General features: G+C 71.8%; 10 protein-coding genes and 1 pseudogene. 5 read left to right on the top strand and 6 right to left on the bottom strand.

All coding sequences use genetic code 11. From position 1 onward, the window contains the following. The first annotated feature begins 14 nt into the window (after positions 1–14). Complete coding sequence (locus tag OHT52_RS30480) at positions 15–446, top strand: DUF6083 domain-containing protein (RefSeq protein WP_328723401.1); 432 nt, start codon at positions 15–17, stop codon at positions 444–446. Positions 447–450: 4 nt separating this feature from the next. On the opposite strand, the gene OHT52_RS30485 is transcribed toward OHT52_RS30480, so the two are convergent. Beyond that, positions 451–1,164, bottom strand: coding sequence for a 3-keto-5-aminohexanoate cleavage protein (locus OHT52_RS30485; RefSeq protein WP_328723402.1), 714 nt, complete (start codon positions 1,162–1,164; stop codon positions 451–453). A 163-nt stretch (positions 1,165–1,327) separates the two neighbouring features. Then, a pseudogene (locus OHT52_RS31580) lies at positions 1,328–1,489 on the bottom strand (TerD family protein); the annotation flags it as partial. Between the two features lie 75 nt (positions 1,490–1,564). On the opposite strand from OHT52_RS31580, the gene OHT52_RS30490 reads away from it, so the two are divergent. Continuing rightward, positions 1,565–3,130, top strand: coding sequence for a phytoene desaturase family protein (locus tag OHT52_RS30490; RefSeq protein ID WP_328723403.1), 1,566 nt, complete (start codon positions 1,565–1,567; stop codon positions 3,128–3,130). Positions 3,131–3,180: 50 nt separating this feature from the next. Here OHT52_RS30490 and OHT52_RS30495 read toward each other — a convergent pair whose 3' ends face one another. Then, positions 3,181–5,043 (bottom strand): serine hydrolase, encoded by a 1,863-nt coding sequence (locus tag OHT52_RS30495; RefSeq protein ID WP_328723404.1) that lies wholly within the window; start codon positions 5,041–5,043, stop codon positions 3,181–3,183. 230 nt (positions 5,044–5,273) lie between these two features. Here OHT52_RS30495 and OHT52_RS30500 point away from each other — a divergent pair, with 230 nt between their 5' ends. The 3 genes from OHT52_RS30500 (at position 5,274) to OHT52_RS30510 (ending at position 7,879) form a co-directional block, all read left to right on the top strand. Continuing rightward, a complete protein-coding gene (locus tag OHT52_RS30500) occupies positions 5,274–6,800 on the top strand; it encodes a fatty acyl-CoA synthetase (RefSeq protein ID WP_328723405.1) in 1,527 nt (508 codons plus the stop codon). Positions 6,801–6,876: 76 nt separating this feature from the next. Beyond that, complete coding sequence (locus tag OHT52_RS30505) at positions 6,877–7,272, top strand: ACT domain-containing protein (protein WP_328723406.1); 396 nt, start codon at positions 6,877–6,879, stop codon at positions 7,270–7,272. Between the two features lie 106 nt (positions 7,273–7,378). Then, positions 7,379–7,879 carry a hypothetical protein gene (locus tag OHT52_RS30510; RefSeq protein WP_328723407.1) on the top strand — a complete coding sequence of 167 codons (501 nt, stop codon included), beginning with the start codon at positions 7,379–7,381 and terminating at the stop codon, positions 7,877–7,879. A 102-nt stretch (positions 7,880–7,981) separates the two neighbouring features. On the opposite strand, the gene OHT52_RS30515 is transcribed toward OHT52_RS30510, so the two are convergent. The 3 genes from OHT52_RS30515 to OHT52_RS30525 form a co-directional block, all read right to left on the bottom strand. Next, positions 7,982–9,061 (bottom strand): WxL protein peptidoglycan domain-containing protein, encoded by a 1,080-nt coding sequence (locus OHT52_RS30515; protein ID WP_328723408.1) that lies wholly within the window; start codon positions 9,059–9,061, stop codon positions 7,982–7,984. Positions 9,062–9,139: 78 nt separating this feature from the next. Continuing rightward, the gene (locus tag OHT52_RS30520; RefSeq protein ID WP_328723409.1) at positions 9,140–11,116 is read right to left on the bottom strand and encodes a metallophosphoesterase family protein; all 1,977 of its coding nucleotides are present in this window, start codon (positions 11,114–11,116) and stop codon (positions 9,140–9,142) included. A gap of 127 nt (positions 11,117–11,243) precedes the next feature. Next, positions 11,244–12,455 (bottom strand): HupE/UreJ family protein, encoded by a 1,212-nt coding sequence (locus tag OHT52_RS30525; RefSeq protein ID WP_328723410.1) that lies wholly within the window; start codon positions 12,453–12,455, stop codon positions 11,244–11,246. Between the last annotated feature and the right edge of the window lie 20 nt (positions 12,456–12,475).

A 12,475-nucleotide genomic window follows, 5' to 3' on the forward strand; every position in this document is an offset into this window, starting at 1 on the left:
CGGACCCTGGATACATGGGGGATACCGGAAATACCGCGCCAGGACCGGACAGTGCCGACCACATCTACCAGGCTCTCCTCGAAGGTGCCATCGCCCCGCGCCCGCCCCATCCGCCCGACTGCCCCTTCTGCGATCTCCGCCAGGACCGCTACCTCACCCACTACGCCGACCACTGGGTCCTCCTCGAACCCCGTACGACCGTCGCCGCCCACACGGTCCCCCCGCACGACCGCTGGATCATCACTCCGGACGGCAGAGCCATGAACCTCTGGGACTCCGAACCCCTCCCGGGTACCCGCTGCCGCATCCCGCACCGCCTCGTCTGCCCGTATCTGCGACCGGGGGACTTCGGGGTGTGGATCACTCTCCTGCGACAGGAGAACGGGCGCAGACGGGGCCGGCTCTTCGACCTTCCCGAGGACGGGCCTTCGCCGGTCGATCACTGACGGCCTACCGGGTGAGGGCGCGTGCGGCCCGGACGAGGTCGGCGTTGCTGCCGGCGGGCGTCCCGTCCGGCAGCCGCAGCACGTCTTCGAGGCCGATCCGCATGTCCAGCCCGAGGGAAGCCGCCAACCCCAGGACGGCCCAGGCGGCGTCGTCCTCGCCGTGGAGGAGGACCGCCGACTCCGTGGCGGCGCCTAGTTCTCCCAGAAGCCCGGCCGCCGCGTGGACCGCGGTCCGCGGATCGACGTCCGTGATCTCGGCCAGGACGCGCAACACACGGTGGCGGTCCGGCCATTGGAGGAAGCGCTCTGCCGCGTACGTCCCCGAGAAGATGCCCGCCTCGACGCCGATGCCCCGGTCCAGCAGGGCGGCGGCGACCGTGGCCGCGCCGTCCTCGTGCCAGTTCACGGAAGCGTGATCGGGCAGCACCGTCCAGGAACGGACCTGCGCGGCACGCTCCGTGGGGTCCGGCGCCGTCCAGGCTCCCGTCGTCACGCCGACGCGGACCCCGGGAGCGGCAGCCCGCACGGCGGTGACGGCCGCGGCGACGGCGGCGGGATCCAAGGTGTCCTCGCCGTCACGGTTCTTGGGATGGAGGTGGATGTCGCGGGCGCCGGCCGCGACGGACGCGCGGGCCGACGTGGCCAACTCCGCAGGAGTCACGGGGAGATGAGCGCATTCGGCGCGGACGCGGGCACCGTTCAGACAGACTTGCAGCATGGGCCTGATCCTCGCACGCGAGCCCGGCCGGGGGCCGGTGTGCGGAAACGCGGTCGTGGGTTCCGCCGCAACGACCGGCTCCCGGGGAGTCCGGGTCGCCGGAGGAGGCTACGGGGCGCACCGCCACTCCCGCGGCCGGCGGCCGTGCCCCCACGCGCCTCTCGTCCACGTCGAGGCCGTAGTCCCGGACGAGTTCGGTCAGGCCGCCCCGGTACCCCCTGCCGCCCACCACGACATCCCCGTCACCGCCGGTACGGCGCCGGAAGGAGCCGAGGACCAGGGCGGTCTCCTTGGGGCGGCCGTCGGAGACCCCCAGGGTGCCCAACTATCCCCTGGGGCCCGGAAGCCCCGCCGGCGCCCACCTCTGGCAGGACGCGGCCGTCACGTGTTACCAAGGCGGATGACCGTACCCGGAAGCACGCTCCAGCAGAGCTATGACGCCGTGATCGTGGGCGGCGGACACAACGGGCTGGTGGCAGCCGCGTATCTCGCCCGGGCCGGGCAGTCCGTCCTCGTGCTGGAGCGGCTGGGGGCGACCGGTGGCGCGGCCGTCTCCACCCGCCCGTTCGCGGGCGTCGACGCCAGGCTCTCCCGATACTCCTACCTGGTCTCCCTGCTGCCGGACAGGGTGGTCCGCGACCTCGGGCTGCGCTTCACCACGCGCAGGCGCACGGTCTCCTCGTACACCCCGGCCGTGCGCGGCGGGGCGGCCACCGGCCTGCTCGTCGGCGACGGCCGCACCCGGGAGAGCTTCGCCGCTCTCACCGGCGGGGACCGTGAGTACGACGCCTGGCGGCGGTTCTACGGCATGACACGCCGAGTGGCCGAACGCGTCTTCCCGACCCTCACCGAACCCCTCCCCGAACGGGACGAGTTGCGGGCCCGCGTCGGCGACGAGACCGCGTGGCGGACTCTCTTCGAGGAACCGCTCGGCGTCGCCGTGGAGGAGCGGTTCGCCGACGATCTGGTGCGCGGGGTCGTCCTGACCGACGCGCTGATCGGGACCTTCGCCGACGCCCACGACCCGGAGCTGCGCCAGAACCGCTGCTTCCTCTACCACGTCATCGGCAACGGCACGGGCGACTGGGACGTCCCCGTCGGCGGCATGGGCGCCCTCACCGACGCCCTCGCCGGAGCGGCGCGTTCCGCCGGTGCCGAGATCCGCACCCGGCACGAGGCGGTGCGGATCGAGACGGACGGCACCCGCGCGGAGGTCACCGCCCGCGACGACCGCGGCGAGTACACCGTCGCCGCCCGCCGTGTCCTGGTCAACGCCTCACCCACGGCGCTCGCCGCGCTCACCGGGGAGGCGGGCGAACCGTCCGCCCTGCCCGAGGGCTCCCAGCTCAAGGTGAACATGGTGCTCACCCGGCTGCCCCGGCTGCGCGACCGGTCCGTCGACCCCCGCGCGGCCTTCGGCGGTACGTTCCACATCGCCGAGGGGTACGAAGCGCTGGGCGCCGCCCACCGCGAGGCGGCGGAAGGACGGTTGCCGAGCGCGCCGCCGTCCGAGATCTACTGCCACTCCCTGACCGATCCGTCGATCCTCGGCCCCGGACTCGCGGAACGCGGGTACCAGACCCTCACCCTCTTCGGACTGCACACCCCGGCCCGGCTGTTCGCCGCCGACAACGCGGGCACCCGCGACGCTCTCCTCGCCGCCACCCTGGCGCAACTCGACGCCCACCTGGAAGAGCCGATCGCCCACTGCCTCGCCCGCGACGAGAACGGCGCCCCCTGCGTCGAGGTGAAGACCCCGCTCGACCTGGAGCGGGAGCTCGGCCTGCCCGGCGGTCACATCTTCCACCGGGACCTCTCCTTCCCCTACGCCACCGAGCGCACCGGCCGCTGGGGCGTGGAGACCGCGCACGACAACGTCCTGCTGTGCGGCGCGGGGGCGGTGCGCGGCGGGGGAGTCAGCGGGGTCCCGGGCCACAACGCGGCGATGGCCGCGCTGGGGCGCTGACGGGGACCACCGGGGTACCGCCCACCGCGCACGCGCACCCGAGGAGCGGCTCAGTCGGCCGAAGGGGCCCAGCCGACCGCCGTGACGCGGGCCGCGTCGGCCGAGCGGGCCTCGTCGAAGAGCACCCGGCCGCCGTCCGTCACTCTGATGGCGTCGGCGTAGACCCCACGTCCCACGTACAGCTTGTCCGTCGCGTAGCGCCAGCGCAGCACGATCTCCTGGCCGTGCCAGGCGCCCAGTTCCGCGTCCACGGTGTGCCAGACCCGCCCGGACCAGCCGGACACGGCTCCCGTCGGATGCGCGGTCGCCGTGCCGTGCGCTCCGGCACCGGCGGGCACGGTGGTGAACGGAACCGGCTGCCAGCCGGTACCCGCGTCGGTGGACACCTCCAGGTACAGGGCGTCCGAATCCGGCTCGGTGTCCCACCAGAGGGCGCACTCCAGCCGGGCCCGGTCGGAGCCCGGGCGCAGCGCGGGCAGCGTCAGCAGGGCGCTGGAAGCGCTCGCCATTCCGGAGAACCACGCGGTGCGTCCACGCGCCGGGCGGACCGCGACGGCACGTGCCATCCGGTCGGCGGTGGCGACGCGCGGCGCACTGCCCGAGCGCCAATTGCGCACCGGATGGACCGAGTTGCCGAGCACGATCAGGAAGGAGTCGGTCGTCGGGTCGATCACCAGGCTGGTGCCGGTGAACCCGGTGTGGCCGGCCGTGCGGGGGGTGGCCATCGCACCCATGTACCAGTGCTGGTGGAGCTCGAACCCCAGCCCGTGCGCGTCGCCGGGGAACGCGGTGTTGAAGTCGGTGAACATCAGCTCGACGGACTCCTCGGACAGGATGCGGGCGCGCCCGTAGCTCCCGCCGTTGAGCAGCGTACGGGCGAGGATCGCCAGGTCCCAGGCGCGGGAGAAGACCCCGGCGTGCCCGGCGACCCCGCCGAGCGAGAACGCGTTCTCGTCGTGCACCTCCCCCCGGACGAGCCCCCGGTCCAGTCCGGACCACGGCAGCCGGGCGTCCTCGGTGGCCGCGATGTCCGGCAGCCAGGACGCGGGCGGGTTGTAGCGGGTGCGCCGCATCCCGAGTGGCTCGGTGATCTCGTCCCGGAGCAGGACGTCGAGCGTCCGGCCGGTGATCCTCTCCAGGATCAGCTGGAGCGAGATCAGATTGAGGTCGGAGTAGAGGTACGCCGTCCCCGGAGCGGCGACGAGGGTCTCGTCCCAGACGAGCTGGAGCTTTCCCTCCCGGGTCGGCGCCTTGTAGAGGGGGATCCACGCCCGGAAACCTGATGTGTGGGTCAGGAGTTGACGTACCGTCACCTCACCTTTGCCGCCGCCGGCGAACTCGGGGAGGTACGAGGCGACCGTGGCCTCCAGCGTGAGCCGGCCCCGTTCGATCTGCTGCACCGCCAGGATCGAGGTGAACAGCTTGGACACGGAGGCCAGGTCGAAGACGGTGTCCTCGGTCATCGGTACCTGCTGGTCGGCGGGGAACTCCACGCCCGTGTCGGTCTTCTCGTCGTACGACGAGTAGCGGACCGCCATCCCGATCGGCCGGTGCAGTGCGACCGTGCCGCCGCGTGCCGCGAGCAGGACCGCCCCGGCGTACCAGGGGTGTCTGGGGGAGTCCTCCAGGTAGGAGCCGGCCACCTCGACGAGTTCGCTCAGCCGTTCCTCGATCAGTCCGGCCCGTCCGGCGGAGCCGTGCCGCAGGGTGGGCCGCTTCGTCGCTGCCGTCATGCCCGTTCCCCCTCCCGTGCTCGAAGCCGTCGCCGTCCCGGAGGCTTCCGTGCCGCGCTCCGCGCCCGCCGCCACACCCGCCAGGGGGAGCGGCGCCAGGGCGAGAGCCCCGCCGAGCGCGAGTATGCCGCCACCCAGCCTCCGCCGGCCGATTCCGAAACCCCTCGTGTCCCCGGTCATCCGTGACCCCTCTCGGTCCATGTCGCCACGCGCGTGAAAGTAACTTCCGAAAATGCGTCCGATCGTGAAACTTGTTGCCGAAGGAGAGGGTACTGTCGCCGCCGCTGATCCGTACCGGGTTGCGCGCGGCAGTAATTGACGTGCCGTCAGAAAAGAGGCCGGGTGGACGCCCGGACCCGGTGTCCGCGCCACCCTTGACCGGCGGCCCCCGCCCGCACAGGATCTCGGCCATGACAGGTGTACGAAGCAGCACGGTCGACGGCGTACTGACCCGCAGCGCCCGGCGCGCCCCCGGCCGCACCGCGATCCGGTACGCGGACCGGTCCTGGACCTACGCCGCACTGGACACCGCCGTCACGACCGCCGCCGCCGTCCTGACCGAGGAGCACGGGCTGCGGTTCGGGGACAGGGTCGCGACCTACGCCCACAACTCCGACGTCTACCTGATCGCCTACCTCGCCTGCGCCCGCGCCGGTCTGATTCACGTACCGGTCAATCAGAACCTCACCGGAGCGGACCTGGGCCATGTGCTCGGCCAGTCCGGCAGTTCCCTCGTGCTCGCCGATCCGGAACTCGCCGAGCGGGTCCCCGCCGGACACGCGGTCCGGGCGCTGCGTGATGCGCCCGGGTCCCTGCTCGAAGGCCTCGCCACGGCCCGCCCGTTCACCCCGGAGCGCGCCCCCGGCGCCGACGACCTGGTCCAGTTGCTCTACACCTCCGGCACCACCGCGCTGCCGAAGGGCGCGATGATGACGCACGGTGCGCTCGTGCACGAGTACGTCAGCGCCGTCACCGCGCTCGGCCTCGACACGGCCGACCGGCCCGTCCACGCGCTGCCCCTCTACCACTCCGCGCAGATGCACGTCTTCCTGCTGCCCTACCTCGCGGTCGGCGCGGAGAACACCGTCCTCGACGCTCCCGACCCGGGCCGGATCTTCGGCCTCGTGGAGGCGGGGCGGGCCGACAGCCTCTTCGCCCCGCCCACCGTCTGGATCTCCCTCGCCAACCACCCGGAGTTCACCACCCGGAACCTGAGCGCCCTGCGCAAAGCGTTCTACGGGGCGTCGATCATGCCGGTGCCCGTACTGGAACGGCTGCGCGCCCGGCTGCCCGGCCTCGCCTTCCACAACTGCTTCGGCCAGAGCGAGATCGGGCCGCTCGCCCTCGTCCTCGGGCCCGACGAGCACGAGGGGCGGATGGACTCCTGCGGCCGGCCCGTCCTCTTCGTCGAGGCGCGCGTGGTGGACGAGGACGGCACGGAGGTCCCGGACGGCACCGCCGGAGAAATCGTCTACCGCTCACCGCAGTTGTGCCAGGGGTACTGGGAGCGGCCGGAGGAGACCGAGGAGGCCTTCCGCGACGGCTGGTTCCACTCCGGCGACCTCGCGGTGCGCGACACGGAGGGCTACTTCACCGTCGTGGACCGGATGAAGGACGTCATCAACTCCGGTGGCGTCCTCATCGCGTCCCGGCAGGTCGAGGACGCCCTCTACACCCACCCCGAGGTGGCCGAGACCGCAGTCGTCGGACTGCCCGACGAACGCTGGATCGAGGCCGTCACGGCCGTGGTCGTCCTGCGCGACGGGGTGACCGCCTCCGAGCCGACCGCCGCCCGGCTGATCGCCCACGTCCGTGAGCGGCTGGCTTCCTTCAAGGCCCCGAAGAGAGTGATCTTCGCGCAGGACCTGCCGCGCAACGCCAGTGGCAAGATCCTCAAGCGCGAGCTCCGCGAGCGGTACGCGAAGGACGCGGTATGAGCCCTCCGCCCGTCCGGTCCGCCCGTCCGGTCCGCCCGTCCGGGCCTGCCCGACCCGTCGGACCTACCATGACCCCATGAGCGGCGAGCGAGACCTCCGTACCCTCCTGAGCACCATGAGGCCCGAGCTGAACGACGGCCGGTACGTCTTCACCAGCGTGCGCCGGGACTCCGTACCGGCAGGCGTCTCGCCCGTCGTGACGGTCATGGAGCGGGAGGGCCTGACCCTCGTCCTGCCGGAGCACGAGGCGAGGGAGGCCGGCCTCCCCCACGTCTTCGTGGCGGGCTGGATCACCCTGCGGGTGCACTCCGCCCTCGACGCGGTGGGGCTCACCGCCGCCGTCTCCCTCGCGCTGACGGACGTGGGCATCAGCTGCAACGTGATCGCCGGATACCACCACGATCACCTCTTCGTCCCGTACGAGCGGGCCGCCGAAGCCGTCGGCGTACTGGAGTCCCTCGCGGCCGAGTAGCCGTTCCCCGGCCGCCGGTCGCTCGGAGACAGCGGTGCCCCGACTCCCCTGCGCACCCGTGCGGGCCCGGCTCCGCGACGTGAGCCGGGCCACGTAACATGGCTGCATGTCCTTCCTCCGCCGTCGCAGCGCCGCCACTCCCGCCGGCCCGGACTTCGATGTCCTCGCCATGGACCCGGGGGACTGGCCCGGGAACCTCGGTGCCGGTCTGCTGCCCGCGCCCGACGGCACCTGCCAGGGCGTCTTCCTCCGGTACGACCTCTACGGCGGCCGCGGTCCGGCCATGATCATCGGGAATCTCCCGGCGGGCTCGCCGGCCCGCGAGACCGAGGAGGGCCAGGTCCCCTTCGAGGTCGCGCAGCTGCTCCTCGCCCTGGAGAACGACGAGCCGGTGGAGGTCACCGCCACCGAGGACCTCCCCGTGATGCAGGGCGACAACCTGCTGATCGTGCGCCGCGTCAAGCTCTCCGAGACGCGCATCGCCTGCGTGCAGTTCGACCGCAGCGACGGCGTCCTCGTCACGATCGCCAGCTGGGACCGCCCGATCACGGACGACCTCTACGCGCTGCTCAAGCCGCTGCCCGCGGAACTCTTCCAGCAGGGCTGACCCAGGGTCCCCAGCACCGACGAAACGTCCCTGCGGCCGACGGAGAGGGTTCCGCCGGCCACAGGGACGCCGTGTTTCCGGGAGCCGATCCGGGCGGGCCGCTCAGGCCCGCTGTCCGGTCTCCTCCCGCAGGGCGCGGCTCACCGCCTCACGCACCCGCTCGTCCTCCAGTCGCTTGCGACGGGCGCGCCCGCGCCGGGTCAGGACGACCGCCACGACGACTGCGGCGAGCACCAGGACCACCAGCAGAGTCAGCGTCCACGGGACGGCCCAGCCGCTGGCCGTGGCCACGACCGGCCTGAGGGCGGTCGTGGAGCCGGCCGCGTCCGTGAGGACCGGGGTGACGGTGACGGTGGCGGCCAGACGGAACGCCGGAGTCACCTCGTGGACCGGGACCGTGACCTTCCAGCGCTCACCCGGCAGCAGCTCCGGCGGCGCGGCGACGGCGCCGGCATCGGTGCTGAACGTGCCGAACGGACCCGTGACGGTGACCTTCTGCGTGCCGGAGAGCAGCGCGTTGCCGGTGTTGTGGAGGCTGTACGTCACCGTCGCGTCTCCCCGGGCGAACGGCCCGGCGGAGCCGCCGTACGAGACGTGCAGGTCCTCCACGGCCAGCTTCGGCCGCAGAGCGCCGCTGACCCGCAGCTTGATCCGGATGCCCAGACGCCGGTCGACCGCGATGCCCTCCGCGTCGTCGGGCTGCCCCAGCGAAGTGAGGATCCCGCCCACGTAGTCGCCCGGGGTGGCGTCACCCGGGACCGAGACCGTGAACGGGACCTGGACGGTCTTGCCGGGGGCGACCGTCACCGTCTCGTGCGCGGCGCGCACCCAGGCACCGACGGAGCGGGACTTCTTGTCCCGGGTCAGCAGGTCGAGCTGCCCCTTGTCCGTGGTGAAGCCGTCGGCGGAGTACACCGCGAGGGTCAGCGCGGTGGTGCCGTGGTTGGCGACGACCATCGCGTCCTCGGTCTTACCGCCCGGGTTCACGCTGTAGCCGAAGCTCGACCGGTCGTTCCCGAAGTCGTTCGAGGCCGTCCGCACGGTCCAGGTGACGTCACCGTCCGCCGCGCGGGCCGGAGCGGCGCACACGCCCGAGAGCGCCAGCACGGTGAGCAGGACGAGGGCGACGGCACGGGCGAGGCCGACGGCGGGGTTCGGGCGGGATGGTGCCACTGCGTGCATCTCGGGGTCTCTCTGGGATGAGGAGGCGGGGCAGGCTCCGGCGGACCGGAACCTGCCCCACCGGTGGAGCGGGATCGGTCAGCTGCTCAGCGCGGTGATCGTGAGGGTCGCGCGGTAGCCGCCCTTCTGCACGCTGTCCGGGATCTTGAGATCCAGGTCGGCGCCCAGCTTGGAGGTTCCCCGTGCGTGACCCTGCTCCGCGGAGCCGAGACCGCGGGAGACGGCCAGACCGTCACCCTGGTCGTCGTACCCGGACGCGACCGGCGAGCCGGCCACGGCGCCCGCGCCCTGGTCGAGCACGTACGGCGACCAGCCGAGGTAGGAGCCCGCGAACGTCTTGCCGGCGTCCTTGAACGCGCTCACATTCGCCGAGACCGACCACGGGGAGAGCGTGCGGCGGGTGTCCGACACGAGGATCGGGTTGATCTTGCCGGAGGCGGTGAAGTGGTCACCGTTCTTCTCCTCGGCGGTGCCGAGGTCCACCAGGCCGTTGTAGCCGTCGACGGTCCAGCCGAACTCGCCCGGAGCCGCGTCGGGCACGTTGACCTGGAGCGACTGGCTGTCCCCGTTGTACGGGTGGACGCTCACCTTGTCGACGACGGAGCCGACCGGCTGCGCGGCGTCGGTGTTGTTGCACCAGTCGCCGTGCGAGACCTCGGAGTTGGGAGCGGCGCAGGTGCTGCTGCGGACGTTCTCCACGACGAGCTTCTCGTCCCGCACCTGGACCTTGACGTAGCTGCGGACGTGCTCCTGGTTCTGCACCGAGTTGTACCAGTAGTTGCCCGGGTTCAGCGGGTCGGCGCCGTTGCCCGCGCCACTGGTGCCGCTGCTGTCGGGCGCCGTGATGTCGTAGTACTTCGAACCCGAGGCGGAGTTGGCGGTGACGTACATGACGCCGCCGGGACCCGGGTAGACGTCGGCCGCGCCCGGCTGCTCCTTCGGATCGGCTTTCTGGCCGTTCTTGATGAGGTAGCTGCGGGAGTAGCTGTGGTCGTGGCCCTGGAGAACCAGGTCGACGCCGAGCTTGGAGAAGGTGGTCGGGAAGTCGACCCGACGGGCCTTGTTGTCCCCGTCCTTGGCGTGCGAGGCCGGCGAGTAGATCGAGTGGTGGTAGACGAGTACCTTCCACTTGGCCTCGGAGCCGTGCTGGTCGATGACGTCCGTGACGTACTTGGTGTGCGCCTCGTCGCCGCCGCCGCCCTGCGAGGTGGCGTAGCTGTTGCTGTTCAGGTCGATGAACAGGACGTCCTTGTAGATGTACCAGTAGTCACCGCCCGAGGTGTTGGACGCCGGGTTGCCGTTGGCGTACTTCGAGGCCGAGTTGTCCGTGTTCGGCGTCGAGAAATGCTGCTCGTACGCCTTGCCGCCGACGTCGTGGTTGCCGATGGTGGCGGCGTACGGGATCTGGCGCAGCTGGTCGGGGGCCAGGAAGGACTTCCACTGGTCCTCGTTGTTGGCGCTCTCGACCTGGTCGCCGCCGGAGACGAGGAGTTCCGCGTTCGGGTTGGCCTTGGTCGCCACGTCCAGCGTGTCCGACCAGCCGGCCTGGTCCTGCGCGAGGTCGCCGGAGGAGCCGATCTGCGGGTCGCCGAGGAAGAGGAAGTCGTACTCGCCCTCGAAGTCCTGCGTCTTGAAGGCGTACGCGGCCGACCAGTTGCCCTCGCTGCCGACGCGGTAGGAGTAAGCGGTCTTCTCCTTCAGGCCGGTGATGGTGGCGTGGCGGTTGTAGCCGCCGCTGGTGGCGATGTTCGCGGCGCCCAGTGCGTCGAAGGTGACCGCGTCGGCCGGGAACTCGCCGCCGGTGAGCTGCGCCGTGGGGGCGAGCTGCACCTTCTGGGCGGTGTCGCCGGAGGAGTACCAGCTGACGGTGCGCTGGGTCTCGTTGGCGCCGACGCCCAGGACGATGCCGGAGAGGGTGGATGCCTCGGCCGCGGAGGCGGGGGAGGTCACTCCGCCCGCGAAGGCGACGGTCAGGCCGAGGAAGGCGGCGGTGGCACCGGTGGCCACGCGGGTCCGCACGGGCCCCCGGGCCTGGTGGGAAGCGTTCGATCTCATGAAGTGTCGTTTCTTCTGTGTGCATACGGTGCGCATGCAAGGGCGATCGCCAAGTTGTCGGGGCGAGATGAACGACATCTGAATGCGATCTTGGATGGGGTTGAACATCACCACTGGCCTGCGGTTTTCACGCGCCGGCCACACGCTGTACGAACCAGATGAGCCCCATCGCCGCGACGCAGGCGGAGATCGTGCCGGTGGTCCACGCGGCGGACCGCGGCGAGCGGCGCGACAGCAGCAGGAGCAGCGGGAACACCACCGCGATGATGCCGAGTTGGACCGCTTCGATACCGACGTTGAACACCAGGAGGGACCACAGCAGGGTCCATGTCCAGGCGGCTTCGATACCGAGCGCGCCCGCGAATCCCAGACCGTGCACCAGGCCGAAACAGAAGACGACGCCGAGTCGGGTCCAGCCCGCGCGGTCCAGGGCGAACCGCCCCTCACCGGGCGACCGGAGCTCCGCGACCCCGGTGCCCCGCCCCCGTATCCGCCACAGGTGCCAGCCGGCGACCACGGCGATGGAGAGCGCGATGACGGGCTCCACCAGACCGGAGGGCACGTCGACCAGGCCCAGAGCGGCCAGCAGGAACGTCACCGAGTGGGCCAGCGTGAAGCTGGTGGCGGCGAGGACGACCTCGCGCGGTCGCCGGGACCCGGCGATCAGCGCCAGCAGGAACAGGATGTGGTCGGTGCCGGTCAGCAGGTGCTCCGCGCCCAGCCGGAAGAACTCCCAGAAGCGCTGCGTCCAGGCCTGGCTGATCGAGAAGGACGGGTGCCCGGAGTCGAGCGCGGCGCTCCCGGAGCGGCCGCCGACGTCGTACGTGACGATCGTCTTGGTGCCCTTGACGTACCCCTCGGAGTCGGGGAAAAGAGTGCCGCGCACCTCGTGGTCGCCCGAACCGTGGGCACCACAGGCCCAGTCGAGATCCAGCAGGGCGTACGGTACGCCCTCCTCGGTGCCCATCCGGAAGTCGCCGGCCGGGGTGGGCGTGCAGGCCTTCCCGCCGGCGCTGACCGAGAGGCGCCGGGTGACGTACCCGAGGGCGGTCTCGCGGTGGGAGTTGAGCGCGGCGGCCTCGGCGGCCGCGTCCCCGGCGTCGAAGGCGTCGGTGCCCGCGCGGAAGAGGGGATCGTCGTCACCGGTGTCGGCGGCCGACACCACCAGCAGGTCGTACTCCAGTTTGAGTCGGGTGCGGAGCGGCCCGTCGCCGTCGCCGGTGACGTGCGCGTACACGGTCGACGAGAAGCCGTGGGCGGCTGCCGGCCGGGCGAGGCAGAGCAGGAAGAGGGCCGCCGCGGCGAGAGCGAGCAAGGGGCGGCGTACACGGTGAGGCATGGATCTCCTTGAGGTTGCCC

Source organism: Streptomyces sp. NBC_00247 (genome assembly GCF_036188265.1).
Classification (GTDB): domain Bacteria; phylum Actinomycetota; class Actinomycetes; order Streptomycetales; family Streptomycetaceae; genus Streptomyces.

What these genes read in the sequence shown, in the direction of transcription:
- OHT52_RS30505 (WP_328723406.1), top strand. Translation starts at nt 6,877, where the DNA reads ATGAGCGGCGAGCGAGACCTCCGTACCCTCCTGAGCACCATGAGGCCC.
- OHT52_RS30520 (WP_328723409.1), bottom strand. Translation starts at nt 11,116, where the DNA reads ATGAGATCGAACGCTTCCCACCAGGCCCGGGGGCCCGTGCGGACCCGC.
- OHT52_RS30510 (WP_328723407.1), top strand. Translation starts at nt 7,379, where the DNA reads ATGTCCTTCCTCCGCCGTCGCAGCGCCGCCACTCCCGCCGGCCCGGAC.
- OHT52_RS30500 (WP_328723405.1), top strand. Translation starts at nt 5,274, where the DNA reads ATGACAGGTGTACGAAGCAGCACGGTCGACGGCGTACTGACCCGCAGC.
- OHT52_RS30525 (WP_328723410.1), bottom strand. Translation starts at nt 12,455, where the DNA reads ATGCCTCACCGTGTACGCCGCCCCTTGCTCGCTCTCGCCGCGGCGGCC.
- OHT52_RS30495 (WP_328723404.1), bottom strand. Translation starts at nt 5,043, where the DNA reads ATGACCGGGGACACGAGGGGTTTCGGAATCGGCCGGCGGAGGCTGGGT.
- OHT52_RS30515 (WP_328723408.1), bottom strand. Translation starts at nt 9,061, where the DNA reads ATGCACGCAGTGGCACCATCCCGCCCGAACCCCGCCGTCGGCCTCGCC.
- OHT52_RS30480 (WP_328723401.1), top strand. Translation starts at nt 15, where the DNA reads ATGGGGGATACCGGAAATACCGCGCCAGGACCGGACAGTGCCGACCAC.
- OHT52_RS30490 (WP_328723403.1), top strand. Translation starts at nt 1,565, where the DNA reads ATGACCGTACCCGGAAGCACGCTCCAGCAGAGCTATGACGCCGTGATC.
- OHT52_RS30485 (WP_328723402.1), bottom strand. Translation starts at nt 1,164, where the DNA reads ATGCTGCAAGTCTGTCTGAACGGTGCCCGCGTCCGCGCCGAATGCGCT.